Source organism: Streptomyces albidicamelliae (genome assembly GCF_025642175.1).
GTDB classification, from domain to species: domain Bacteria; phylum Actinomycetota; class Actinomycetes; order Streptomycetales; family Streptomycetaceae; genus Streptomyces; species Streptomyces albidocamelliae.
The window spans coordinates 2,042,348-2,066,462 of record NZ_CP106795.1; the positions used below are offsets into that span (position 1 = coordinate 2,042,348).

Genomic DNA, 24,115 nt, shown 5'->3' on the forward strand with positions numbered 1-24,115 from the left:
GAGCGCCGCTGCTCCGTGGGTCCGAAGGTCCGGTGCGAGTCGCACGGGGCCTGTGGGTCACGGAAGTTAACGGAATGTGCCCGGCCGGGGAAGACGCCGGACGGACATCCCGTACTCCGGGACGCCCCGGCCCGGGCGGCTACGGGAACGGAGGCCGCGGTTTCGGACGGCGGCCGGGGGCGCGGGGACGGGCCCGCGCCCTCGGTCACCTGGTCGCGGTCAGGTGGGCGAAGACGACGACGTTGCTGGTGTAGCCCGTCCGCCGGCTGAAGAGGCCGCCGCAGGTGATGATCCTCAGCTCCGGGCGCCCGGTCCGGCCGTAGACCTCCTTGTCGGGGAAGCCGGCCTTGTCGAAGACCTTGACCCGGTCCACCGAGTAGACGGCGCTGCGGCCGTCCGCGCGCGCGACCTCGACGTGCTTGCCGGGCCTGATCTGGGCGAGCCCCGCGAACACCGCGGGTCCGGTCGTCGTGTCACGGTGCCCGACGGCGATCGCGGTGCCCGACTCGCCGGGGGTGGCACCGCCCTGGTACCAGCCGACCAGCTTGGGCCGGTCGACGGGTGGTGTCTCCAACTGCCGGTCCTGGCCCAGCCGTAGGGGGATGACCGGGGCGTCGATCCCCAGCGAGGGGACCCGGAAGGACGTCGGCCGGGACCGGGGAAGCGGGCGCGGCGGGGGCTCCGGGTCCGGCCGGCCCGGTCCGCGGCCGTCCGTACGTGCGGAGTGCGGCCCGCCCCCTCGTCGGCGCCGCCCGCCTGCGCGGGCCCGGTGGCCGCCTCGCCCCCGCACCGGTTCACCGTCGTCACCAGGACGACCACGAGCAGGGCCGTCCTGGCGAGGCGGTAGGCGCGGGTCCGGTACCAGGGCCTGCGTCGGTACCTACGCGGCACCATGGGGCCGACGGCGGATCAGCCGGAAGTACACGACACCGCAGACCGCGATCAGACCCACGGCCGCGGCGCCGGCCACCGGCGAGTACGCGGCCGCGGTGTCGATGAGTCCGCCGCCGCCCGCGTGCACCCCGCCCTTGGGGGGCTGCTGGTCGTTGTGGCCGCCCCAGGCGCCGTTGTCCTGCTGCTGCTGATGGTCCTCGATCTGACCGCCCGGACCCTGCGCGCCGTCGTGCTGCGCCTCACGGCAGTTGACCCGGAAGACCTTCTCCTTCGTGGTGGGAGGAGTGGTCGGGGGGATGCCCGGAGCCAGCGGCACCGTCCAGCTGATCTTGTACTGGCCGTCCGCCAGCCCGAGCGGGTCGGTGTGCCCGGCGCCGCCGGCGAGCTGGATATTGCCGGAGACGGTGGCCGCGCTCGGCAGCGGGGGCTGCGGCGTGATGGTGTACGAGACGCTGGTGAGAACGTCGAAGTTGACCGCGTCGAGGTAGAAGCGGCAGACCAGCGGATCGTCCTTGCCGCCCGAGGCGGGCCACACATCGGCGCGGTGGATCCTGATGTCGCCGTTCTCACCCGCGGCCATCGCGTTCGGCGCCGCCACCCATGACGCGCCCGCCGCGGCGAGAGCGGTGAGGACGACGGAGGCGCCCGCGCGGGAGCCGACGGCACGTGGGAGTGTCAGGGTGGGCATGCGCAATCCTCCGGGTTCAGACGATTTTCATACAAATCGCTCTTTCGCCTGGACTCTCCTTCATGGGGCGCGCGGCCCGCGGCAACAACGCCCGGCGCGCCGTCAGATATCGCTCGTGCGGCGCAATCCCGGCCGCTTCGGCCGCGCCGGTGCCGCCCGGCCCGCGCCCTCGGGCCGCCCCGGCGACCGCAGCGCCACCCCGGACGACAGCAGCAGCAGCGCCCCGAGCATCACGAACGGCGCGGCCACGCCCGCCACCCCCGCGACCAGACCGGCGGCGGCCGGGGCGGCCACCTGGCCGAGCCGGTTTCCCGTCAGGCGCAGCGCGAGCGCGGTGGAGCGGGCTTCGTCGGGCGCCGCCTGGACGACGGTCGTCATGGACAGCGGCTGCCCGACACCGAGGCAGAAGCCGAGCGCGGTGAGCGTCGGACCGAGCACCCACACCGGCGCCGGCACGGCGATCCCGGCGCAGAGGACGGCCGCCAGCAGGCAGGTCACGGTGAGCAGCGCGGGCCGGCCGAGCAGCCGCAGCAGCGGGGTGAGGACGAGCCGGCAGGCGATGGTGGCACCGGCCCGCAGGCTGAGCAGGACGCCGACCACCGAGGGCGTGATGCCGCGGTGCTCGCCGACCACCGGCAGGTAGGCGGTGAGGATGTCGGTGGCGGACAGCACGGAGAGGCTGACGAGGATCCCCGCCGGGACGCCCCGGGCCCGCAGGATGCCGCCGACCGGCACCCTTTCCCCCTGCGGGAAGGGGGACTTGAGCGCCGCACGGTCCTCGATGCGCCACAGCGAGGTGAACGCGACCGCGGCGCCCGCGCCGGCCACGACGAGGGCGAGCGCGCTGCTGCCGGCCATGTCGGGGGCGCCGATGAGGGCGCCCGCGGCGACGGGGCCGACGAGCTGGCCGAGGGATGCGCCGATGGTGAAGTGACCGAAGTTGCGGTCCTGTTCGTGCGGCGCGGACTGGCGGGCGACCAGGGACTGGGCGCCGATCACGAAGCAGAGGTGGCCGAGTCCCATCACCCCGCTCCACAGGGCCATCGCCCACAGCGTGCCGGCGAGCCCGCTCAGCGCGCAGCCCCCGGCGATGAGGACCACGCCCGCCGGGAGCAGCGGCGCGCAGCGGCCGTGGTCGGTGCGCCGGCCGAGGGGTACGGCCGCGAAGAGCGGGAGCAGCGCGTAGACACCGGCGATGACGCCGACGGCCCGCTCGTCGGCGCCCAGCGCGAGCGCCCGGTAGGAGACCGCGGGCCGGGCCATCGACACCGCCCCCTGCGCGAAGCCGAAGGCGAGGACGAGGCGGAGCAGCCAGCCACGGTTCCGACCGGGCGCCATGGACGTTCCCTCCCTGGCAGATTCAGACGGTGCCGAAGACGAGTCCCGCCCCGAGCACCACCAGCGAGGTCAGGGCTGCCCACTTGACCACGAACCGGGTGTGGTCGCCGAACTCGACCTTGGCCATGCCGACCAGGACGTAGACGGCGGGGACCAGCGGGCTGGACATGTGCAGGGGCTGGCCGACGATCGAGGCGCGGGCGATCTCCAGCGAGGAGACGCCGTGGGCCTGGCCCGCCTCGGCGAGCACCGGCAGGATGCCGAAGTAGAAACCGTCGTTGGACATGAAGTACGTGAGCGGGATGCTCAGCACGCCGGTGACGAGGGCCATGTGCGGGCCCATGCCGTCGGGGATGTTGCCGACCAGCCAGTCGGCCATGTGGTCGACCATGCCGGTGCCCTGCAGGACGCCGGTGAAGACGGCCGCGGCGAAGACCATGCCGGAGACGTTGAGGACGTTCTCGGCGTGGGCGGCGATCCGGGCCTTCTGGTCCGGCATGTGCGGGAAGTTGACGGCCAGGGCGAGCGCGGCGCCGAGCAGGAAGAGCACCGGGATCGGCAGCAACTCCATGATCATGGCGGTCAGCAGCCCGACGGTGAGCAGCGCGTTGAACCAGTACAGCCGGGGACGCAGGGTGGGGCGGTGCGGGTCGAGACCCTGGAAACCGTCGCCCCCGGGTGCCGGCTCCGCACGGGAGGCGTCGGTACCGGAGCCGGCACCTCCCGAGGACCTGGTCCCCGCACCGGCATCCGCACCCGTGCCCGCACCCGCACCCACGAGCACCGTCTCGGTCTCCTCCACCAGCGCCTCGTCCAGCGTGAGCACGCCGAGCCGCCTCCGCTCGCGGCGGCCGAGGACGTACGCGAGGGCGAGGACGAACACCAGGCCCATGGCCAGTGCGGGGATCATCGGCACGAAGATGTCGCCGGCGTCGACCTTGAGGGCGGTGGCGGCGCGGGCGGTCGGGCCGCCCCACGGCAGCGTGTTCATCACGCCGTTGGCCATGGCGGCGACGCCGGTCATCACGACCAGGGACATCCTCAGGCGCTTGTAGAGCGGGTACATCGCCGAGACGGTGATCATGAAGGTGGTCGAGCCGTCGCCGTCCAGGGAGACGATCGCGGCGAGGACCGCGGTGCCGACGACGATGCGCATCGGGTCGGCCTTGCAGAACCCGAGGATGCCCCGCACGATCGGGTCGAAGAGACCGACGTCGATCATCACACCGAAGTAGACGATCGCGAACATGAGCATCGCCGCGGTGGGGGCGAGGCCGGTGACGCCGTCGATGACGTAGTCGCCGAGCTCGGCGCCCTTGCCGACGAACACGCAGAACAGCGCGGGGATCAGCACGAGCGCCGAGATCGGCGACATCTTCTTCAGCATGATCAGGACCAGGAAGGTCGCGATCATGGCGAAGCCGAGGATGGTGAGCATGGATGGATACCTAACGTTCGCCCTTGAACATCGCACCTGGGTGTCGGCGGTGCGTTGACGTTAGGTCCCGTCGTCCGGCGTCAGCAAGAGGTCGGCGTGCGAGCAATAAGCGCGAAAGTCCAGGTCACAGGCTTGCGGTCAGGCTGACCGGGATGCCGTTGAGGACCGCGTTGCCCGACAGCGGGTCGAGCAGGCTGCCGTCCAGGAGCTGGTTGACGTTGACGCCGGGAGCGGTGGAGGCGTGGCCGAGCCGGGTGCCGGGCCGGTCGTGGCCCCAGCCGTGCGGCAGGCTCACCACACCCGGCCGGACCCCGTCGGTGACCTCCGCCGGCGCGACCACCTCTCCCCCGGCGCCCTTGATCCGTACGTCCGCCCCGTCCCGGACGCCGAGGCGGTCCGCGTCGTCGGGGTGGATGTGCAGGGTGCACCGGTTCGTGCCGCCGGTGAGGGCGGGCACGTTGTGCATCCAGCTGTTGTTGGACCGCAGATGGCGGCGGCCGACCAGGACGAGTCCGGCGGGGCGTTCCCGCAGGGCCGCCCGGAGCCGGGGCAGGTCGTCGGCGACGGGCCCCGGCAGCAGTTCGACCCTGCCGCTGCGGGTGCGCAGCGGCTGCGGCAGGCGCGGGCGCAGCGGGCCCAGGTCGATGCCGTGCGGGTGGGCGAGCAGCCGGTCCAGGCTCAGTCCGCCGGGGCGGGCGCCGAAGCCGTCGCCGTACGGGCCGAGGCGCAGCATCATGTCGAGGCGGCGCTCGGGGCCGTTGTCCCCGGTGAGCCGGCCGGCGAGTTCGTGCGGGTCGCGGCCGTGCACGGGCGAGTGCTCCTCCTGCACGGCCCTGCCGAGGGTCTGCTCGACGACCATCGCGTCCACGGCCGCCGGATCGGTGCCGTGCAGGCCGGTGGCGGCGAGGACCAGCCGGGCGAGGATCTCGCTCTCGGCCATGCGGCCGGACTCCAGGGGGACCGCGGGGCGGGTGTAGCGGACCTGGTTGCGCACGGCGAGGGTGTTGAAGGCGAAGTCGTGGTGCGGGCTCTGGGACGGCGGGGGCGGGGGCAGGACGACGTCGGCGTGGCGCGAGGTCTCGTTGAGGTACGGGTCGACGCTGACCATGAAGTCCAGGGACGCGAGGGCCTTGTCGAGGCGGTCGCCGTCGGGCGCGGAGAGGACGGGGTTGGCGGCGACCACGATCAGCGCGCGGACCGGTTCGCCCTCGTCGGTGGCGGTGTCGATCTCCTCGGCGAGCGCGGAGAGCGGCAACTCGCCCTTCGCCTCGGGGTGTCCGCTCACCCGGGAGTGCCAGCGTCCGAGGGCGAACCCGCGGCCGGGGCCGGCCGGCCGGGGTGTCCTGTCGGTGGCGGCCTGTGGGAAGAGGGCGCCGCCGGGCCGGTCGAGGTTGCCGGTGAGGACGTTGAGGACGTCGACCAGCCAGCTCGCCAGGGTGCCGTGCGGGACGGTGCAGCTGCCGATGCGGGCGTAGACGGCGGCGCTGGGGGCGGCGGCGAGTTCGCGGGCGAGGGCGCGGACGTCACCGGCGTCGAGGTCGCAGGCCGCGGCCACCGACTCCGGGGTGAAGTCGGCCAGGGCCCGCCGGACCTCCTCGACCCCCTCGACGTGCGGGGCCAGGTCCCCCAGGTCGGTCAGGCCCTCCTCGAAGAGCACGGTGGCCATCGCGGCGAGCAGCAGGGCGTCGGTGCCGGGGCGTATCGCGAGGTGCCGGTCGGCGAGCTTCGCGGTGCGGGTGCGGCGCGGGTCCACGACGGTGAGGCGGCCGCCGCGTGCCTTGAGGGCCTTGAGCCGGCCGGGGAAGTCGGGGGCCGTGCACAGACTGCCGTTGGACTCCAGGGGGTTGGCGCCGATGAGGAGCAGGTGGTCGGTGCGGTCGAGGTCCGGCACCGGGATGGCGTTGGCGTCGCCGAAGAGCAGTCCGCTGGAGACGTGCTTGGGCATCTGGTCGACCGTGGAGGCGGTGAAGAGGCTGCGGGTGCCGAGGGCGGCGAGCAGGACCGGCGGGTAGAGGGCGCCGGCCACGGTGTGCACGTTGGGGTTGCCGAGGACCACGCCCACGGCGTTCGGGCCGTGCCGTTCCGCCACCGGGCGCAGGCCGGCGGCGACCGCGTCGAAGGCCTCCTCCCAGGTGGCCTCGCGCAGGGTGCCGTTCTCCCGGACGAGCGGGGTGCGCAGTCGGTCGGGGTCGCCGTCGACGGCGCCGAAGGAGGCGCCCTTGGGGCAGATGAAGCCCTTGCTGAAGACGTCCTCGCGGTCGCCGCGCGCACCGGTGACGCGGGTGCCGTCGAGGGTCAGGGTCAGCCCGCAGGTGGCCTCGCACAGGGGGCAGATACGCAGGGCGGTGCGGGACACGGGTCCTCCCGGAGGGTCGGCGGCGGCGGTGTCGCACGAGCTGCCGCGAGCATACCGACCGGTAGGCATGGAGGGGAGCCCCCCGAGGGCCTCCGTCGTGCGGCCGCGCGTCTACGCCGTCCGGTCGAGGACGCGTGCCAGGTAGGCCCGCAGCAGTTCCCTCGTCTCGGCGATGATCGCCTCGTCGCCCTGCGGGTCGAGGCGGAAGGCCAGTTGCACGAGGCTGTCCGCGCTCTCGACGGCGACGAGGAAGACACGGTGCAGCGATTCGTCCGGACTGCGGTCGAGGAAGGCCGAGAGCAGCCCGATGAGGCGGTCGGCGACGCGGGTGTTGGGCTCGGCCTGGCGGGAGCCGACCGGGATCTGGTTGCCGAAGTCGACGCGGGAGAAGCCGGGCGCGGTGCGCTTCATGGCCAGGTACTCGTCCAGGACGGCGTCCATGGCGGCCCGCCAGTCCCCCGTGCGGGACTCCTTCAGCCGCTCCACCACGCGCTCGGTGTAGCGCTCCAGGTTGCGCTGGGCGAGGGCGTCGGCCATCTGCCGCTTGTTGCCGAAGAACCGGTATACCGAGCCGATGGGCACGCCGGCGCGCAGGGCGACCGTACGGGTGCTCAGCTCGTCGTAGCCGACCTCGTCGAGGAGTTCGGCGCACGCGTCGAGGATGCGGGTCAGCCGTTCGGCGCTGCGTCGCTGGACCGGCGCGCGGCGGAGGGATGTCGCGTGGGGCACGGGTTTCATGATGCCTCTCCGCCGGGATCCGGTGAACCTCGCCCTCCAGTACGCGAAAGGGTGGCCCGTGCACTCATGTGGCGGGGGGCGGTGTGCCGGTCCCGGCCGACGGCCCGGGCGCGTCCGCCTCGGCGTCGGAGACGGTGATGTCGGCGGTGCTCTGCACCGGCTTGCCGCGCACGGCCCACGCGGTGCCGTCGTCGGCGTACAGGCGCGCCGTCACGTGGTGCGTGCCGTGCGGGACCAGGCGGCCGGGCAGGTGGTACTCGTGCGCGCGCAGCCGGGCGACCCGCCGGCCGTCGACGAAGAGGTGGGCGAGCCCGCGCCCCGGGGCCGCCGCCGGCCCGGTGCCGGGCGCGGAGCAGCGGAAGCGGCGGAAGGTCAGCCGGACCATCCAGCCGCCGGACTCGGGGTCACCTCGACGCCGACCTCGGGGGCGTCCTCCTCGGCGACCTCGCGCAGATGGCGGCCCCCGCCGTCGGTGCCGTCCAGCACCTTGCCGACCGGTGAGGGCGCCGCCGTACCCCCGTCCGGCCCGCCGGTGCCGCAGCCCGCCGCCGCGCACGACACCAGGACGCAGGCCGCGAGCGCGGCGAGCGACCTGCGCGTCCACGACGTTCTCGTCATGCTCCGGACATTAGGGCAAGGCTCCGTCAACCGGATCCCCCTGAAGTCTGGTTCTCCCCGTCCCCCGCGCGGAGTACTCGGGACCCTCTTGCGCGGATCACCACGCATTCCTACGGTGATGCATAGGAATCAGCGGCGCAAGGGAGCGAGCATGAGCGGGGACGCACGGAAGACCGCCGAGGGGCTGTCGTATCTGACCGGGTTCGGCAACGAGCACGCCTCCGAGGCGGTGCCGGGCGCCCTGCCCGAGGGCCGCAACTCGCCGCAGCGCGCGCCGCTCGGCCTGTACCCGGAGCAGCTGAGCGGTACCGCCTTCACCGAGCCCCGGGCGCACAACCGCCGTTCCTGGCTGTACCGCATCCGCCCGTCGGCCGCGCACCCCGCCTTCACCCGCACCGGCAACGGGGCCATCCGCACGGCCCCCTTCACCGAGACGGTGCCCGACCCCAACCGGCTGCGCTGGAACCCGCTGCCCGAGCCGCCCGCCGGGACGGACTTCCTGGCCGGGCTGTGGACGCTCGGCGGCAACGGCGACGCCGCGCAGCGCACCGGTATGGCGGTGCACCTGTACCGCGCCGACGCCTCGATGGAGCGGGTCTTCTCGGACGCGGACGGCGAGCTGCTGATCGTGCCGGAGCATGGCGGGCTGCTGCTGCACACCGAGTTCGGCCGGCTGCACGCGGAACCGGGCGACGTGGCGCTGATCCCGCGCGGGGTGCGGTTCCGGGTGGAGCTGCTCGACGACTCCGCCCGCGGGTACGTGTGCGAGAACTACGGGGCGCCGTTCCAGCTGCCCGACCTCGGGCCGATCGGGGCCAACGGGCTCGCCAACGCCCGGGACTTCCGGGCACCGGTCGCCGCGTACGAGGACGTCGAGGGCCCCGTCGAGGTGGTGAACAAGTTCTGCGGCAACCTCTGGACGGCCACCTACGACCACTCCCCCCTGGACGTGGTCGCCTGGCACGGCAACCATGTGCCCTACGTCTACGACATGCGCCGTTTCAATGTGATCGGCACCATCTCCTACGACCACCCGGACCCGTCCATCTTCACGGTCCTGACCTCCCCGTCGGACACCCCCGGTCTGGCCGGGGTCGACTTCGTGGTCTTCGCCCCGCGCTGGCTGGTCGGCGAGGACACCTTCCGGCCGCCGTACTTCCACCGGAACGTGATGAGCGAGTACATGGGCCTGATCGAGGGCGCCTACGACGCCAAGGCCGAGGGCTTCGTGCCCGGCGGCGGCTCGCTGCACAACATGATGTCCGCGCACGGCCCGGACCGGGAGACGTTCGACCGGGCGAGCGCGGCCGAGCTGCGGCCCCAGAAGGTCGACGACGGACTGGCGTTCATGTTCGAGACCCGCTGGCCGGTCACCCTCACCCCGCAAGCCGCCGGCGCCGGCCACCTCCAGCAGCGCTACGACGACGTCTGGCAGGGTCTGGAACGTCACTTCCGCGCCCGGTGACTGGACGGGATGTTCCTCCTCAAGTACGGATAGCCGCGTGACCTCCTTCGCTCCGGACTCGATCGTCCTGAACCGCAAGCTGCCGCTCTGGTATCAGGTGTCGCAGTCGCTGCGCGCCTCGATACTCGGCCGCTCGCCCGAGGACCCGCTGCGCCTGCCCACCGAGGAGCGGCTGGCGGAGCACTACGGCGTCAGCGTGCTGACCATGCGGCAGGCGCTGAAGGAACTGGAGGACGAGGGGCTGATCAGCCGGCACCGGCGGCGCGGCACCTTCATCGAGCCCGGGGTCCGGCGCGGGGCCCCGGTCCGGCTCCTGGGCTCGGTGGACGCGATCGTGGCCCAGCAGTCCGGCATGACGACCGAACTGCTGGACCACGGGCGCACACCGGTGCCCGCCGCGTTCGCCGAGTACTTCCCCGACCTCGACGAGGTCGCGACCTACCACCGGCTGCGCAGCGACGAGAAGACCGGCGAGCCGACCAACCACGCCGTCAACCACGTGCGTCCCGAACTGGCCGCGCGCGTCGACCCGGAGGACCTGGCCCGCTGGCCGATGACGAAGGTGCTGCGCGACGTCGTGAAGGCGGACATCAGCCGTATCACGGACACCGTGGAGGCCCGGCTCGCCGACCCGGACACCGCGCGTCTGCTGCAAGTGCCCCTGCTCAGCCCGATCCTGCACTACACGGGCGTCACGTACGACGCGGCCGGCCGGGTGCTGGACGTGGCGGTGATCCACTACCGGGGCGACCGCTTCTCGTTCACCGTCACGCTGGAGGCGACCTGATCCCGGGCCCCGCCCAGGCCGTACGATGCCCTGCGTGACGCACGACGACGCTCCGCCGCTGGCGGACCTCATGCCGTGGTCCGTCGCACCGCTGCGGCCCGGCCGCGCCTGGCCGACGGCACCCGACCCGGTCTCCCTGAAGGCCCGCTGGGACGCCCTGCTGAAGGCGGAGGGCCCCGACCGCGAGGCCCTGTTCCAGCCGACCCGCGCCCGCACGCCGCACTCCGCCGTGGGCCAGCTGCCCGGCCAGTCCACCGGCACCGGGCGACTGGCGCGCGCCGACGGGCCGTGCGCGGATCCGGTACGGGTGCTGGCGGCGCCCTTCGACGAGCAGTGGCTGATCCCGGACCACCGGCTGCTGGACACGGCCCGCCCGGAGCTGTGGCGGGTGGCCGGCCCGCACCAGGTCTTCGTGGTGGAGACGGGCGACGAGGACGCTCCCCTGCTGGCGACCTCGCTCCTGCCCACGCTGCGCGCCGGCCGGATCCGCCCGCTGTGGCGTCGCCCCGGCGGCACGGAACCGAACCTGGCCCCGGGCCTGCTGGACCACCTGGCCGCCCGGCTGGGCGAGCGCCCCACGGCGCCGGACGTGCTGGCCTGGGTGCTGGCGGCGGCCCGGCCGGACCGGACCGTTCCGCTCACCGACGACCCGGGGCGGTGGGCGTCCGGTGTGGACCTGGGCCGCCGTCTGCTGTGGCTGCTGCGCCGGGACGGCGAGCGCCCCAAGCTGCCCGGCGGGCGCCGCCCCTACGTCCGGGCCCCGCTGCCGGGCCGCCCGCTGACCCTGCACTACGACCGCGACGAGGAGACCCTGCATCTCGACGAGGGCCGCATCGCACCGGTCCCGCCGGCGGCCTGGGACCACGAGGTGGCCGGAGTGCGGGTCCTTCAGGCCTGGTTCACCGCCCGCACCGCCCCGGCCGAACCGGGCACGCTCGCCGCGATCCGCCCGGCGACCTGGCCGCAGACCTGGACGTCGGAGCTGCTGGAGCTGATCACGGTTCTCGCCCTGCTGGCGGAACTCCGGGCCCGGCGGGCCGGCTTCGACGTGCCGTCGGCGGTCACGGCGGCCGCCCTGCGGGAGGCGGGCGTGCTGCCTCCGCCGGAGCCGTCCCGCCGTCCCGCCTCCGTCCTGGACCACCACGAGGAGGGCCCGGACGGCCAGTTCGCCCTGCTCTAGTCGGCCCCGCGACCGGGGGCGGCTTCCGGGCGCGCGACGCCCCCGGCGTCCGCCGTGCCGGCCCGACGCGGCGCGAAGGCGTCCAGGACCCGTTCCAGAGCTCGCTGGAAGACCGCCTCCAGGTCGATCGGGCCCGCGTCCTCCATGAACGCCGCCGCCATCCTCGGGTACGCGCCGGAGGCGATCCGGCCGCCGAGGTAGGCGATCCGCACCGCGTTCTCCTCGTCCTCCGACCAGGGCAGCGCCCGCACCCGCTCGGCGGTGTCGAGTTCGTTGCGGACGTACGTCGTGACGATGCCGTTCAGCATCGCGATCAGCTCCAGCTTGGTGCCGTAGGCCGCTTCCAGCGGGTCCAGGCAGGCCAGGCAGTGCTCCAGGTAACGCAGGGCGTGCGGGCTGAAGCCGTACACCGGGGACATCAGCCGCGGCAGCCACGGATGGCGGTGCATCAGCTCCCGTGTCCGGCCGGCCACCCGGAGCATGTCGGCCCGCCAGTCGCCGCTCGGCTCCCACAGGACGTGCTCGGCGCTGACCGCGTCCACCATCAGCTCGTGCAGGTCCTCCTTGCGGGGGACGTAGTTGTACAGCGACATGGTGCCGCAGCCCAGTTCGGCCGCGACGTGCCGCATGGACACCGCGTCGAGCCCTCGCGCGTCGGCGATCCGGACGGCCGCCGCCGCGATGTCGTCGCGCGTGTACGCCGGCTTCGGGCCCCGGCCGGTGCGCTCGGGACGCGCCCAGATCACCTCGGGAACGGCCCCTCGGACTGCCATCGGACATCACCTCGGCCACCATCCTAGTTACGTACACCGTACGTAGTGCGCTATGGTCTCCGCATGACTACTACGTACGCTGTACTTAGTGAAGGTCTGGGGAAGCGCTTCGGCGCCGTGCACGCCCTGCGCGGGCTGGATCTGGCCGTCGCCGAGGGCACGGTCTGCGGTCTGCTCGGACCGAACGGCGCGGGGAAGACGACGGCGGTACGGCTGCTGACCACGCTGCTGCGGCCGGACGCGGGCTCGGCGCGGATCGCGGGGCACGACCTCGTCCGGGAGGCACCGGCCGTGCGCCGCCGGATCGCGGTCACCGGGCAGTACGCCTCCGTCGACGGGGACCTCACGGGCCGGGAGAACCTGCGGCTGTTCGCACGGCTGCACCGGGTGCGCGGGCCGGCCGCCCGCGCGGACGAACTGCTGGAGCGCTTCGGTCTCACCGAGGCGGCGGACCGCAGGGTGGCGGGGTACTCCGGCGGCATGCGGCGCCGGCTGGACCTCGCCGCGAGCCTGATCCGCCGGCCCGAGGTGCTCTTCCTCGACGAGCCGACCACGGGCCTCGACCCGGCGGGCCGCACCCGGATCCAGGAGGCGGTGCGCGACCTGCGGGCGGACGGCACGACCGTGCTGCTGACCACGCAGTACCTGGAGGAGGCGGACCGGCTCGCCGACACCGTCGCCCTGATGGGCCGGGGGCGGATCGCCCACACCGGCTCGCCCGCCCGGCTCAAGGCGCTCGTCGGCTCGTACGCGGAGGCCGTGGTCGCGGACGCGCCGACACCGTCGCCCTGATGGGCCGGGGGCGGATCGCCCACACCGGCTCGCCCGCCCGGCTCAAGGCGCTCGTCGGCTCGTACGCGGAGGCCGTGGTCGCGGACGGGGAGGCGCTGGCGAAGGCGGCGGGCGTCCTCGACCGGCTCACCGGCAGCGCGCCCGTGTTCGACCGCGAGCGGCACGCGGTGGGCGCGGTCAGCACCGACACGACCCTGACCCTGCCGCGCCTGGTGCGCGAACTCGACGCAGCGGGCGTGCCGTTGCTCGACGCGAGCCTGCGGCCGCCCACGCTCGACGACGTCTTCCTGCGGCTCACCGGGGAGTCCGCCGACAGCGAGGAGCTCGCCGCATGACCGCGACGGTGTACGACGGACTGGCGATGACGGGCCGGCAGCTGCGCCGGGTCCGCAACAACCCGGGACTGGCGGTCCTGACCCAGCTGATGCCGGTCAACATGCTGCTGTTCTTCGGCTACGTGTTCGGCAGCGCGCTGGCGATGCCCGGCCGCGAGTACCGCTCCTTCCTGGTGCCGGGGCTGCTCGTCGCGACGGCCGCGGGCGGGCTGATGGCCGGCATGTTCCAGGCCGCCCAGGACACCCACCGCGGCGTGATGGACCGGTTCCGCACGATGCCGGTGAGCCGGGCCGCCGTACCGCTCGGGCAGGCCGTCGCGGACCTCGTCGTGACCACCGTCGGGACCGTGCCGCTGCTGCTCGTCGGGCTCGCGGTGGGCTGGCGGATCGAGGGGTCCGCGGCCGGGGCGGCCGGCGCCGTGGGACTGCTGCTGCTCTTCCGGTTCGCCTGCACCTGCGCCGGGATCTTCCTCGGGCTGCTCACCCGCAGCGAGGAAGCGGCCGGCCAGCTCGGCGCCGCCTCCTTCGTACTGCCCCTGCTGTCCGACGCGTACATCCCGACGGGCGGCCTGCCCGGCCCGCTGCGCACGCTCGCCGACTGGAACCCGATCAGCGCGGTGGCGACGGCCCTGCGGGACCTCTTCGGCAACGCGGCGGTCCCGGCGGACTCCGCCTGGCCGGTGGCGCATCCGGTCGCCGGGTCGCTGCTGTGGAGTCTCGCCCTGACCGCGGTCTTCCTGCCGCTCGCCGTACGCCGCTACGCGCGCGGCGAGCGCTGACGGGCTGCTGACAAACCCGCCGGTCACCGGCATGATCCGGGGCATGGACCAGCAGCCCCTGCCCCTGGAGGGCATCACCGTCGTCGCCGTCGAACAGGCCGTGGCCGCACCCTTCGCGACCCGGCAGCTCGCCGACCTGGGCGCCCGGGTCATCAAGGTGGAGCGGATCGACGGCGGCGACTTCGCACGCGGCTACGACACGGCGGCCCGCGGTCTCGCCTCGCACTTCGTGTGGTGCAACCGCGGCAAGGAGTCCCTCGCGCTGGACCTGAAGGACCCGCGCGGACTCGCCGTCGTACGGCGGCTGATCGCGGACGCGGACGTGTTCGTGCAGAACCTCGCGCACGGGGCCGCGGCCCGGCTGGGTCTCGACGCGGCCACCCTATGCGCCGCGCACCCGGCACTCGTCGCGGTCGACATCTCGGGGTACGGCGGCTCGGGGCCGTACGCGGACAAGCGGGCGTACGACATGCTCGTGCAGTGCGAGGCGGGGCTCGTGTCGGTGACCGGGACCCCGGAGCAGCCGGTGAAGGCGGGCGTCCCGGCGGCGGACATCGCCGCCGCCATGTACGCGTTCTCGGGCGTGCTCGCGGCCCTGGTGCGGCGCGGGACGACCGGGCGGGGCGGCCCGGTGGAGGTGTCCATGCTGGAGGCGCTCGCCGAGTGGCTGGGGCATCCGCTGCACCACACGATGCACGGAGGCGAGGCGCCGGCGCGCACCGGGCTCGCGCACGCCGTGATCGCGCCCTACGACGCCTACACGACCGCGGACGGCGGCCGGGTACTGCTGTCGGTGCAGAACGACCGGGAGTGGTGCCGTCTGGCCGAACAGGTCGTGAGACGCCCGGAGTTGGGCACGGATCCCGCCTACGCGACGAACGCGGCGCGGGTGGCGAACCGGGAGCGGACCGACGAGCTGGTGGCCGGGGCGCTGGGCCGGCTGGACGCGGACGAGGCGCTGGCCCGGCTGGAGAAGGCGGGCATCGCCTGTGCGCGGCTGAGGGATCTGCACGAGCTGGCGGAACATCCGCAGCTCGCGGCCCGGGAGCGGTGGCGCGAGGTGGGTTCGCCGGTCGGGCCGCTGCGGGCGCTGCTGCCTCCCATCACGCTGCCGGGCGGGGAGGAGGCACGGATGGGTGAGGTGCCCGCGCTCGGTCAGCACACCGAGGCGCTGCTGCGCGCCGTGGGAATGACGGACGACGAGATCGCAGCGCTGCGCCGGGACGGCGTGGCGGCCTGAGCGCGGGCAGGCGGGACCGGACTCCGGGTGTGCCGGTTCGCTCGGTGCCGGTACCCGGCGAGGGTGCTCGGCGGCCGGCGGCTGACCGGCCGGGGCCCCTCGGGGCGGCTCAGTGGCCGCCGAACAGCGAGCGGCGCAGCCTGCGCAGCGGCGCGAAGAGGGAGACGCGACGGACGCGTGTACCCCGGTCGCTGCGCTCGTGCACGGTGTCACGCGCCGTCAGCTCGCGCATCAGCGACGTCGCCTCGACCGTCTCACGCTGCGGTATGGCGGGTCCGCCCAGCACCGACAGATGGCGGTCGAGACGCGAACTGGTCGCGCTGCTCCCACACGTGATCGCAGGGACCCTGGCCCTGCTGCGCATCGTTATCTGCTCCATGTCACTCCCCACCCGTACGAGTCCACCCGGCCCGGGCAGGGTAACCCTACCGTCCCGGTGGGGCACGCGGGTATCACGGCCACAGGATTCACCTTCCCTGCAAGGGGGTTGACCATCCCTCTTTGACTACTCTCCGAATCCGACCGATTTCAGGGTGAGTTGGACAATGGGCTGGCTGGTGGGTTGTGCTGACCCGCCGTCAGGCTCGACGGTCACGGCGAGTGACGTCGAGGACTTGCCGAGCCCCTTGGCCACCAAGGGCGTGTCGCCCGCGAAGAGCCCGAGGGAGCGCGGTTGCACGCGGGGGCGCATGAGCCAGAGCTGGTGCACGCGCCCGCCGGACGGGCTGCCGTACCCGCTGAGCGTGACGACGGCTTCCCCCTCGGACGCGGAAGCGATCACTCCGATACCGCGCCCCCGCGGATCCGCGCTGCTCGTGGCGCGGACGTCGGCGGCGGCGAGAACGTGGGCGATCTCACGTGCCCGGGCCTGCTCGGCGTCGAGCCGGCCCTCGGTGCGGTGCGCCTGGACCGCGAACAGCGAGGCGACGACGAGGGCCGCGGCGGCGGTGGCCGTCGCGAAGGGCACGAACAGGGGGCGCCGGGCCGTCGCACGCGCGCGGCCCGGGGGTGGCTGGACTCCCCACACGTGCGGCGGCAGTCGGGGCGCGCGCTCGCGTGCGGGCGCCGCCTGCTCCTGCGGGGTGGCGCGGACGGCGGCCAGCACCCGGTCGCGCAGGGCGGCGGGCGGCGGGGCCGCCGTGGACCAGGCGAGACGCACCGCGTCCTCGGCCAGCTCCCGCACCTCGGCGGCACAGCGGTCGCAGCCGCGCAGGTGCTTCTCGAAGCGGTGCCGCTCGCCCGCTCCGAGGGCGTCGAGCGCGTAGGGTGCGGCCAGGGAGTGCGGGTCGTCGCGGCCGAGCAGCCTGCCGAGCACGCTCATGCGGCACCTCCCAGGCACTCGCGCAGCCGGGTGAGCCCGTCACGCATCCGCGTCTTGACCGTGCCGAGCGGCAGCGACAGCCGCTCGGCCACCTCACGGTAGGTGTAGCCGTCGTAGTAGGCGAGGGTCACCGACTGGCGTTGCAGGTCGGTGAGCCGTCTCAGGCAGCGGCGCACCCATTCGCGTTCCAGACCGGCCTCGACCTCCTCGGCGACCTGGTCGAAGGCGGGCTCCCCGGCCCGCAGCGCCTCCCGCTGCTCGCGTTCGCCGGCCGCCCGGGCGCTGCGCACCCGGTCGACGGCGCGGCGGTGGGCGAGCGTGAGGATCCAGGACAGGGCACTGCCCCGGCCGGGGTCGAACCGGGCGGCGGAGCGCCACAGTTCGAGCAGCACCTCCTGGGCGACCTCCTCGGACTGGGCGGGGTCGCGCACCACCCGCCGTACGAGTCCGTACACCGGCCCCGACACGAGTCCGTACAGTTCCTCGAACGCCCTCTGGTCGCCGCCCGCCACGAGCACCAGCAGATCGTCGGCCGCCATCCGGGCCCCCTCTCCGTGGCCGCAGCCGGCTCTTCCCCGCGCACCGCGCATCCGCACCGCACACACCTCCCCGAGGTGTTACGGATGCACGGGCCGAAAACGCGGGTGCGAACTCGGGAAAAGTTTTTCGGCGTCCGACCAAACCGATCGGCGGTCCCGCTCCGTATACCCGTCCGTCAAAGGCAAGTCGGCACTGAGGACGGACGGCATGACACCTCTCTTCTCCAGGAGCGGCACAGGTCGCAAGGGCCTGGTCACGCTCATCTGCGGTGCGCTGGCCGCCGGAGGGCTCGCAGCCGCCGGCGTCACCGCGCTGGAACCCGGGGCGGCATCCGCCTCCTCCCACCGGGAGGCCCCGCTGATCTCGGGCACCCCGCAGTACGACAACACGGACCTGTACGCGTTCGTCAGTCCCGACAAGCCCGACACGACGACGATCGTGGCCAACTGGATCCCGTTCGAGGAGCCGGCGGGCGGACCGAACTTCTACACGTTCGCGGACGACGCCCAGTACGACATCCACGTCGACAGCAACGGTGACGCGCAGGGTGACCTGCTGTTCCGCTACACCTTCAAGACGCACACCAAGAACGGCAACACCTTCCTGTACAACACCGGTCCGGTCACCAGCCTCGACGACCCGGACCTCAACATCACGCAGACGTACGACATCGACCTGATCCGGCTGAAGAACCAGCACGTGATGTCGAAGACGAAGCTCGCGGACGACATACCGGTGGCCCCGTCGAACGTCGGCAAGGCGTCCATGCCGGACTACGGCAAGCTGCGCGCGCAGGCCGTGTACAAGACGGCCGGCGGCGCGGCCACCTTCGCCGGCCAGGCCGACGACCCCTTCTTCCTGGACCTGCGGGTCTTCGACCTGCTGTACGGCGGGAACCTCACGGAGGTCGGCCGGGACACGCTCAAGGGCTACAACGTCAACTCGATCGCGCTGCAGGTCCCGAACGCGCTGATCCGCGAGTCCGCGAAGCAGCCGATCGTCGGCATCTGGTCCACGACCCAGCGCCGCAACGCGCAGGGCTACTACTCGCAGGTCTCGCGCCTCGGCAACCCGCTGGTCAACGAGGTGGTCAACCCGCAGAAGGACAAGGACAAGTTCAACGCGTCCCAGCCCGCGTACGACGGGCAGTTCCTGAAGAACGTGACCAATCCGGAGCTGCCGAAGCTCATCGAGTCGATCTACAAGATCAAGGCTCCGGCCGAGCCGCGCAACGACCTCGTCGACGTCTTCCTGAAGGGCGTCAAGGGCCTCAACCAGCCGCCGAACGTGAAGCCTTCGGAGCAGCTGCGGCTGAACACGTCGGTCAAGCCGGCCATGCACCCCAAGCGGCTCGGTGTGCTGGACGGCGACAACGCGGGCTTCCCGAACGGGCGCCGGCTCACCGACGACGTGATCGACGAGGCGCTCCAGGTCGTCGAGGGTGAACTGGTCGGTTCCAAGAACGACCTGGGCGACGCGGTCGACAAGAACGACAAGTCGTTCGAGAAGTACTTCCCGTACGTCGCCCAGCCCACGGCCGGTTCGCGGGGCAAGCTCGCCAAGGGCACGACCGCGGGTACGGACGTGCGCAGCCAGCTCGGTGACGCCCTCCAGCCGGCCGGCGCGTCCGCGGGCGGTTCCGACGACACCGTGCTGATCGCCGCCTCCGCGGCCTCCGGCGCGGCCGGGATCCTGCTGATCGGCACCGCCTTCGCGTGGTGGCGCCGGCGCCTGCAGCGCCCGTACTGATCCGCACTCCCCCAGACCGGCGCGGCCCGTGTTCCCTTCCCCCACGGCGGGCCGCGCCTTCCCCTTCCGACACCACCGGGCGACCGAGGAGAGGGCATGGCCCCGCGCAGGAACGACTTCGCAGACGCGACGGAAGCGGTGACCGCCGGAACCGGCGGACGCGGGCCCTCCGACGCCCGCCCGGACGCCGGTGAACCGTCCGGCCCGCACACCGACGAGGCGGCGACCGCCGGCACCGCGGCGCCCGGCACCGCCGAGCCCGACACCTCCGCGGCGGACACCAGCGAGCGCAACACCCCCGCCACGGACACCGGCAAGCCCGACACCCCCGCCACGGACCACCGCGGCGCCGGCACCGGTGACGACACCCCCTCCTCCGGCACCGGCGAGGTCGCGGCCGGCGCCGACGGGCCCGGGGCTCCCGGGCCCGACGACCGGGTGGTCGCCGTCCGGCGGGTGCGCGGTGCCGGACGCCACTGGCGAGGGGCTCAGCTCGCGGTGTGCGGCGTGCTGCTGGCGGTGGCCATGACCGGCGGGGCGATCGCCCTCGGTACCGACCGGGCGCCCGCGTCGGTGCCGGTCGCCGCCCGTGCCGTGGACCCCGGGGTCCTCGGCGGCGGGAACCTGGACGCGAGCATCGCCGCGCTCCAGGCGCACCTGCGGTCCCAGCCCAGGGACGCCGGCGGCTGGGCCACCCTGGGCCTCGCCTACGTCGAGCAGGCGCGGACCAAGGGCGACCCCGCCCGGTACCCGCAGGCGGAGAAGGCACTGGGGCGTTCCCTGTCGCTGGCACCGGACAACGACCAGGCGCTGGCCGGACGCGCCGCTCTGGCCGCGGCCCGGCACGACTTCGCGCACGCCCTGGTCCACGCCGACCAGGCCCTCCGGCTGAACCCGTACAGCGAGCGCGCGCTGTCCTCCCGCGTCGACGCCCTGGTCGAACTCGGCCGGTACGCCGAGGCGGCCGAGGCGGCCACGACGGCCGACGAGCGCAGGCCGGGAGTGCCGGTCTTCACCCGCTACGCCTACGTGCACGAGCTGCGGGGCGACGTACGGACGGCCCGCCGGGTCCTGAAGCAGGCGCTGTCCGTGGCGAGTTCGCCCGGCGACACGGCGTACGTGGCCGCGCAGCTCGGCCAGCTCGCCTGGAACCAGGGCGACCACAGTGCGGCGCTCACCTACTACGCCCGCGCACTCGCCGCGGACGACACCTATCTGCCTGCGCTGGAGGGCCGGGCCCGCGCGCAGGCGGCGACCGGGGACCGCGCGGCGGCGATCAAGGGGCTGGAGACGGTGGTCGCGCAGAATCCGCTGCCCGGACCGCTCGTCGAACTGGGCGAACTGTACGAGGCGCGGGGCGCGGCCGGCGACCGGGCGCGGGCCCGGCGGCAGTACGCCCTCGTGGACGCGTGGATCGCGCTGGCCCGCGCCAACGGCGTCGACGCGGACCTGGACACCGCGCTCGCCGCGGCCGACCACGGCGACCGCAGGGCCGCGCTGCGGGCGGCCCGCGCCGAGTGGGCCCGCAGGCACACCGTGCACACCGCGGACGCCCTCGCCTGGGCCCTGCACGTCAACGGCCTCGACGAGGAGGCCCTGCCGTACGCCCGCCGGGCCGGTGCCACCGGTTACCGCAACGCCGCCTTCCTCTACCACCGCGGCATGATCGAGCTGGCCACGGGCCACCGCACCGACGGCCGCGCCTCGTTGAGCACCGCCCTGAGGCTGAACCCCGGCTTCTCGCCGCTGGGTGCCGAGCGGGCCCGCAAGGCCCTGGAGGCCGCCCGGTGAAAACGCGTCTGCTGTTCGTCCTGCTCGCCGTGTGCGCCCTCGGGCTGCTGCCGGCCGGCACCGCGAGCGCCCACCCCCTCGGCAACTTCACGGTCAACCGCTACGACGGCCTGGTCGCCGCTCCCGGTCGGCTCCGCGTCGACCACGTGGAGGACCTGGCCGAGATCCCGGCCACCCAGGCCGCCCCGGACCTGAAGCGGCTGGGCCTGGCCGGCTGGGCCCGGCAGCGGTGCGCCCGGGCGGCCGAGGACAGCAGGCTCACCGTCGGCGGGCGGCCGGCCACGCTCACGGCCGGCCGGAGCACGGCACGGCTGCGTCCCGGTCAGGCCGGTCTGCACACCCTCCGCGTGGAGTGCCGGCTGACCGCCCCGCTCCCCGCGGCCGCACCGTCGCCCTCGGCTTCCACGGCGCGGGCGCGGACGGCGGACCCGGCTGGCGGGAGATCACGGCGCGCGGCGACCGCATGACGCTCACCGCGACGGACGTGCCGAAGACGTCGGTGTCCCGCGAACTGACGACGTACCCGAAGGACCTGCTGTCCTCGCCCGCCGACACCACCGGCGCGTCGCTGCGGGTGCGCCCCGGCGGCCCGGCGCTCGCCGAGGAGCGGCAGAACGCGCCGGGCGCCGGGGTGCTGCCCCGGGGTGCCGACCGCTTCACCCGGGCCCTGGACGACCTGGTGGCCCGCCGTGACCTCACCGTCGGATTCGCCGCGCTCGCCCTGCTCATCGCGGTCGCCCTGGGCGCGATGCACGCGCTCGCCCCGGGCCACGGCAAGACGCTGATGGCCGCGACGGCGGCGGCACGCGGGGGCCGGGCCCGGCTGCGGGACGTACTGCCCCTGGCCGCCTCGGTCACCGTGACCCACACCCTCGGCGTCGTCGCGCTGGGCCTGCTCGTCACGGCCGGTTCCGCCGCCACGCCCTCGGTGATCGCCTGGCTGTCCGTCGCCAGCGGCGTGCTGGTGCTCGTGGCCGGCGTCAACCTCGTACGCCGGGCCTGGCGCAGCCGGGTACCCACGCACCCGCGTCCCGAGGCGCACTCCCACGAGGCCGCCGGAGAACGCCCGTTGGCCCTGGTCGGCGCGCACGCGGAGGCCGCGGGCGCGGGACACCACCACGGCCACGACGGACACACCCACCGGCACGGGCACCACGACCACGACCACCATCACGACCACGCCCACGCCCACGCCCACGACGGCGGGCATCACCACCACGGTGGTGTGGTGCACACCCACGGCGGTCACACCCACAGCCATCCCACCGCGCCCACCCTGCGCGGCACGATCCTGCTCGGGTTCGCCGGTGGGCTGGTGCCCAGCCCGTCCGCCGTGGTGGTGCTGGTCGGCGCCGCGGCGCTCGGCAAGGCCTGGTTCGGGCTGCTGCTCGTCGTCGCGTACGGGGCGGGGCTCGCGCTGACGCTCGGCGCGGCCGGGTTCGCCGTCGTACGGCTCGGTGCCGGCGCCACCCGGGTGCTGGACCGGCGCCCGCGCTGGACGGCCCACCCGCTGACCGCCCTCGTGCGCCGCACCCTGCCCCTCGTCTCCGCGTCGGTGGTGCTGGCCCTGGGTATCGGATTGGTGCTCAAGGGGGCCGCATCCGCGCTCGGCTGAGCTACTTTTGTGGAGAATTCGCGCGAGATGCCTTGGGGGCGCCCGTGTCCGAAGAGCCGGGCCGTGAACGTGTGATCGCGGACCGCTACCGCCTGCTGTCCCCGCTGGGCGAGGGCGGCATGGGGACGGTGTGGCGCGCCCGTGACGAGGCGCTGCACCGGGAGGTGGCCGTCAAGGAGGTGCGGGCCCCGGCCGGGCTGCCGGCCTCGGACGTGGAGCGGATGTACGCCCGCCTGGAGCGTGAGGCGTGGGCGGCGGCCAGGGTCGCGAACCGCAACGTGGTCACCGTGTACGACGTGGCGATGGAGGCGGGCCGGCCCTGGATCGTGATGGAGCTGGTGCGCGGCCTGTCCCTCGCCGACCAGTTGGAGGCGGAGGGGCCGATGCCGCCGCAGCGGGCCGCGCACATCGGCGCCGAGGTCCTCTCGGCGCTGCGCGGCGCGCACGCGGCCGGGGTGCTCCACCGGGACGTGAAGCCGGCCAACGTGCTGCTGGCCAACGACGGCCGGGTGGTCCTCACCGACTTCGGGATCGCCACGGTCGAGGGCACGTCCGCGCTGACGATGACCGGCGAGGTGATCGGCTCGCCCGAGTTCCTCGCCCCGGAGCGGGCGCTGGGGCGCACGCCGGGGCCGGAATCGGACCTGTGGTCGCTGGGCGTGCTGCTGTACGCCGCCGTGGAGGGCGTCACCCCGTTCCGGCAGGACACCCCGCTGAGCACCCTGCGGGCCGTGGTGGACGAGGAGTTGCCGCCGGCCCGCCGGGCGGGTCCGCTCGCAACCGTGATCGCCGGGCTGCTGCGCAAGGACCCGGCCGAGCGGCTGTCCGCTGAGCAGGCCGAGCGGGAGCTGCGGCTGGTGGCGGCGGGCGGCACGTCCCGGACGGAGACGGCGGCCGTCGTGTCGCCGTACGCCCCGACGACGGTGTCCCCGTCACCGCGGCCCTCCGGCACCCCGCCGATGCCGCTGCCCACCGGGTATCCGGACCCCGCGACGACGGCCGCGCAGCCGGATCGGGGGACCGGGCGGAACCGCCGTGCCGCGCTGGTCCTGGTCGCCGGCGTCCTCGCGGTCGTCCTGGCACTGGCGGGACTGACGTACGCGCTGCTGCACCGGGGCGGTGACGGCGACGGCGGGAAGGACACCGCGAACACCGGCCGGGCGAGCGGCAGCGCGCACTCCCCGCCTCCACCGGCAGCACCGACGCGGACACGGCGGCACCTGCGCCGCCCACGCGCGCCAGCGCGTCGGCGAGCAGCCGGCCGGCCCAGTCCGTGCACGTCACCCTGACCGGTACGGGCACGACGTACTCCGGGACCTGTCCGCCGCCGTCGGCGAGCATGCCGGCGTTCACGGCGACGTTCACGGTGGGGCGGCTGCCGGCCGACGTGGAGTACCGGTGGGTGGCGGCCCACGGTTCGGTGTCGGAGCCGGGGTGGCGGACGCTGTCCTTCGCGGAGGGCGCCGGACGGACCAAACAGGTGCGGGTGACGGTCACGGCGTACCCGGAAGGGGGCGGGACGGTCGAGAACGAGATCAGCGTGGAGGTGCGCTCTCCGGTGCGGACGACCTCGAACTCCGTGCCGTTCTCGGTGACCTGCACCCCGACGGAGACCCCGTCGGACGGGGCCTCCGCATCGGCCTCGGGCTCGCCGGCGAGTTCACCCTGACGGGCGAGC

20 protein-coding genes and 3 pseudogenes are annotated in these 24,115 nt (G+C 74.1%); 11 read left to right on the forward strand and 12 right to left on the reverse strand.

Annotation, left to right across the window (positions count from 1 at the left end):
* Window positions 1-205: 205 nt before the first annotated feature.
* From N8I86_RS09510 to N8I86_RS39005, 8 genes are all read right to left on the reverse strand, one after another.
* Window positions 206-790, reverse strand: a complete 585-nt coding sequence (locus tag N8I86_RS09510) for a class F sortase (RefSeq protein ID WP_263277573.1) — start codon at window positions 788-790, stop codon at window positions 206-208.
* A gap of 90 nt (window positions 791-880) precedes the next feature.
* On the reverse strand, window positions 881-1,582 hold the full coding sequence (locus N8I86_RS09515) for a hypothetical protein (protein WP_093478944.1): 702 nt from the start codon (window positions 1,580-1,582) through the stop codon (window positions 881-883).
* A gap of 102 nt (window positions 1,583-1,684) precedes the next feature.
* Window positions 1,685-2,920 (reverse strand): MFS transporter, encoded by a 1,236-nt coding sequence (locus N8I86_RS09520; RefSeq protein ID WP_263277574.1) that lies wholly within the window; start codon window positions 2,918-2,920, stop codon window positions 1,685-1,687.
* 22 nt (window positions 2,921-2,942) lie between these two features.
* Entirely contained in the window at window positions 2,943-4,358 is a 1,416-nt protein-coding gene (locus N8I86_RS09525) for a CitMHS family transporter (protein WP_263277575.1), read from the reverse strand.
* A 124-nt stretch (window positions 4,359-4,482) separates the two neighbouring features.
* On the reverse strand, window positions 4,483-6,714 hold the full coding sequence (locus N8I86_RS09530; protein WP_263277576.1) for a molybdopterin oxidoreductase family protein: 2,232 nt from the start codon (window positions 6,712-6,714) through the stop codon (window positions 4,483-4,485).
* A 111-nt stretch (window positions 6,715-6,825) separates the two neighbouring features.
* Window positions 6,826-7,452: a TetR/AcrR family transcriptional regulator gene (locus N8I86_RS09535; RefSeq protein ID WP_073899830.1), complete on the reverse strand. Its 627-nt coding sequence runs from the start codon at window positions 7,450-7,452 to the stop codon at window positions 6,826-6,828.
* 64 nt (window positions 7,453-7,516) lie between these two features.
* The gene (locus N8I86_RS39000) at window positions 7,517-7,837 is read right to left on the reverse strand and encodes a hypothetical protein (RefSeq protein ID WP_317633601.1); all 321 of its coding nucleotides are present in this window, start codon (window positions 7,835-7,837) and stop codon (window positions 7,517-7,519) included.
* Window positions 7,825-8,070: a hypothetical protein gene (locus N8I86_RS39005; RefSeq protein ID WP_317633602.1), complete on the reverse strand. Its 246-nt coding sequence runs from the start codon at window positions 8,068-8,070 to the stop codon at window positions 7,825-7,827. The genes N8I86_RS39000 and N8I86_RS39005 overlap by 13 nt, the downstream gene beginning before the upstream one ends.
* Window positions 8,071-8,221: 151 nt before the next feature.
* On the opposite strand from N8I86_RS39005, the gene hmgA reads away from it, so the two are divergent.
* From hmgA to N8I86_RS09555, 3 genes are read left to right on the forward strand one after another with little or no spacing between them, the layout of a single operon-like run.
* Window positions 8,222-9,535 (forward strand): homogentisate 1,2-dioxygenase, encoded by a 1,314-nt coding sequence (hmgA, locus tag N8I86_RS09545; protein ID WP_073899834.1) that lies wholly within the window; start codon window positions 8,222-8,224, stop codon window positions 9,533-9,535.
* A 37-nt stretch (window positions 9,536-9,572) separates the two neighbouring features.
* Window positions 9,573-10,322 (forward strand): GntR family transcriptional regulator, encoded by a 750-nt coding sequence (locus N8I86_RS09550; RefSeq protein ID WP_263277577.1) that lies wholly within the window; start codon window positions 9,573-9,575, stop codon window positions 10,320-10,322.
* A gap of 25 nt (window positions 10,323-10,347) precedes the next feature.
* The gene (locus N8I86_RS09555) at window positions 10,348-11,502 is read left to right on the forward strand and encodes a type ISP restriction/modification enzyme (protein ID WP_263277578.1); all 1,155 of its coding nucleotides are present in this window, start codon (window positions 10,348-10,350) and stop codon (window positions 11,500-11,502) included.
* On the opposite strand, the gene N8I86_RS09560 is transcribed toward N8I86_RS09555, so the two are convergent.
* Window positions 11,499-12,275, reverse strand: a complete 777-nt coding sequence (locus N8I86_RS09560; protein ID WP_241841324.1) for a TetR/AcrR family transcriptional regulator — start codon at window positions 12,273-12,275, stop codon at window positions 11,499-11,501. The genes N8I86_RS09555 and N8I86_RS09560 overlap by 4 nt on opposite strands.
* 63 nt (window positions 12,276-12,338) lie before the next feature.
* Here N8I86_RS09560 and N8I86_RS09565 point away from each other — a divergent pair.
* The 4 genes and pseudogenes from N8I86_RS09565 to N8I86_RS09580 form a co-directional block, all read left to right on the forward strand.
* A pseudogene (locus N8I86_RS09565) lies at window positions 12,339-13,054 on the forward strand (ABC transporter ATP-binding protein); the annotation flags it as partial.
* A gap of 12 nt (window positions 13,055-13,066) precedes the next feature.
* Complete coding sequence (locus tag N8I86_RS39580) at window positions 13,067-13,402, forward strand: hypothetical protein (RefSeq protein ID WP_450169255.1); 336 nt, start codon at window positions 13,067-13,069, stop codon at window positions 13,400-13,402.
* Window positions 13,399-14,181, forward strand: a complete 783-nt coding sequence (locus tag N8I86_RS09575) for an ABC transporter permease (protein WP_263277579.1) — start codon at window positions 13,399-13,401, stop codon at window positions 14,179-14,181. Before N8I86_RS39580 ends, N8I86_RS09575 begins: the two co-directional genes overlap by 4 nt.
* A 43-nt stretch (window positions 14,182-14,224) precedes the next feature.
* Entirely contained in the window at window positions 14,225-15,421 is a 1,197-nt protein-coding gene (locus N8I86_RS09580; protein ID WP_263277580.1) for a CaiB/BaiF CoA transferase family protein, read from the forward strand.
* A 109-nt stretch (window positions 15,422-15,530) separates the two neighbouring features.
* Here the strand turns inward: N8I86_RS09580 and N8I86_RS09585 are convergent, their stop codons facing one another.
* The 3 genes from N8I86_RS09585 to N8I86_RS09595 form a co-directional block, all read right to left on the reverse strand.
* Window positions 15,531-15,800, reverse strand: coding sequence for a hypothetical protein (locus tag N8I86_RS09585; protein ID WP_073899868.1), 270 nt, complete (start codon window positions 15,798-15,800; stop codon window positions 15,531-15,533).
* Between the two features lie 126 nt (window positions 15,801-15,926).
* Entirely contained in the window at window positions 15,927-16,742 is an 816-nt protein-coding gene (locus N8I86_RS09590) for an anti-sigma factor (RefSeq protein WP_263277581.1), read from the reverse strand.
* A complete protein-coding gene (locus N8I86_RS09595) occupies window positions 16,739-17,281 on the reverse strand; it encodes a sigma-70 family RNA polymerase sigma factor (RefSeq protein WP_073899872.1) in 543 nt (180 codons plus the stop codon). Before N8I86_RS09595 ends, N8I86_RS09590 begins: the two co-directional genes overlap by 4 nt.
* 208 nt (window positions 17,282-17,489) lie before the next feature.
* Here N8I86_RS09595 and N8I86_RS09600 point away from each other — a divergent pair, with 208 nt between their 5' ends.
* The 4 genes and pseudogenes from N8I86_RS09600 (at window position 17,490) to N8I86_RS09615 (ending at window position 24,106) form a co-directional block, all read left to right on the forward strand.
* Complete coding sequence (locus tag N8I86_RS09600) at window positions 17,490-19,031, forward strand: DUF4331 domain-containing protein (RefSeq protein ID WP_263277582.1); 1,542 nt, start codon at window positions 17,490-17,492, stop codon at window positions 19,029-19,031.
* A 96-nt stretch (window positions 19,032-19,127) separates the two neighbouring features.
* Complete coding sequence (locus tag N8I86_RS09605) at window positions 19,128-20,822, forward strand: tetratricopeptide repeat protein (protein ID WP_263277583.1); 1,695 nt, start codon at window positions 19,128-19,130, stop codon at window positions 20,820-20,822.
* Window positions 20,819-22,437: pseudogene (locus N8I86_RS09610) on the forward strand (HoxN/HupN/NixA family nickel/cobalt transporter). Before N8I86_RS09605 ends, N8I86_RS09610 begins: the two are co-directional and overlap by 4 nt.
* 44 nt (window positions 22,438-22,481) lie before the next feature.
* A pseudogene (locus N8I86_RS09615) lies at window positions 22,482-24,106 on the forward strand (serine/threonine-protein kinase).
* The last annotated feature ends 9 nt before the right edge of the window (window positions 24,107-24,115 follow it).

What these genes read in the sequence shown, in the direction of transcription:
- N8I86_RS09515 (WP_093478944.1), bottom strand. Translation starts at nt 1,582, where the DNA reads ATGCCCACCCTGACACTCCCACGTGCCGTCGGCTCCCGCGCGGGCGCC.
- N8I86_RS09520 (WP_263277574.1), bottom strand. Translation starts at nt 2,920, where the DNA reads ATGGCGCCCGGTCGGAACCGTGGCTGGCTGCTCCGCCTCGTCCTCGCC.
- N8I86_RS09525 (WP_263277575.1), bottom strand. Translation starts at nt 4,358, where the DNA reads ATGCTCACCATCCTCGGCTTCGCCATGATCGCGACCTTCCTGGTCCTG.
- N8I86_RS09535 (WP_073899830.1), bottom strand. Translation starts at nt 7,452, where the DNA reads ATGAAACCCGTGCCCCACGCGACATCCCTCCGCCGCGCGCCGGTCCAG.
- N8I86_RS39000 (WP_317633601.1), bottom strand. Translation starts at nt 7,837, where the DNA reads ATGGTCCGGCTGACCTTCCGCCGCTTCCGCTGCTCCGCGCCCGGCACC.
- N8I86_RS39005 (WP_317633602.1), bottom strand. Translation starts at nt 8,070, where the DNA reads ATGACGAGAACGTCGTGGACGCGCAGGTCGCTCGCCGCGCTCGCGGCC.
- hmgA (WP_073899834.1), top strand. Translation starts at nt 8,222, where the DNA reads ATGAGCGGGGACGCACGGAAGACCGCCGAGGGGCTGTCGTATCTGACC.
- N8I86_RS09555 (WP_263277578.1), top strand. Translation starts at nt 10,348, where the DNA reads ATGCCCTGCGTGACGCACGACGACGCTCCGCCGCTGGCGGACCTCATG.
- N8I86_RS09560 (WP_241841324.1), bottom strand. Translation starts at nt 12,275, where the DNA reads ATGGCAGTCCGAGGGGCCGTTCCCGAGGTGATCTGGGCGCGTCCCGAG.
- N8I86_RS39580 (WP_450169255.1), top strand. Translation starts at nt 13,067, where the DNA reads ATGGGCCGGGGGCGGATCGCCCACACCGGCTCGCCCGCCCGGCTCAAG.
- N8I86_RS09575 (WP_263277579.1), top strand. Translation starts at nt 13,399, where the DNA reads ATGACCGCGACGGTGTACGACGGACTGGCGATGACGGGCCGGCAGCTG.
- N8I86_RS09580 (WP_263277580.1), top strand. Translation starts at nt 14,225, where the DNA reads ATGGACCAGCAGCCCCTGCCCCTGGAGGGCATCACCGTCGTCGCCGTC.
- N8I86_RS09585 (WP_073899868.1), bottom strand. Translation starts at nt 15,800, where the DNA reads ATGGAGCAGATAACGATGCGCAGCAGGGCCAGGGTCCCTGCGATCACG.
- N8I86_RS09590 (WP_263277581.1), bottom strand. Translation starts at nt 16,742, where the DNA reads ATGAGCGTGCTCGGCAGGCTGCTCGGCCGCGACGACCCGCACTCCCTG.
- N8I86_RS09595 (WP_073899872.1), bottom strand. Translation starts at nt 17,281, where the DNA reads ATGGCGGCCGACGATCTGCTGGTGCTCGTGGCGGGCGGCGACCAGAGG.
- N8I86_RS09600 (WP_263277582.1), top strand. Translation starts at nt 17,490, where the DNA reads ATGACACCTCTCTTCTCCAGGAGCGGCACAGGTCGCAAGGGCCTGGTC.
- N8I86_RS09605 (WP_263277583.1), top strand. Translation starts at nt 19,128, where the DNA reads ATGGCCCCGCGCAGGAACGACTTCGCAGACGCGACGGAAGCGGTGACC.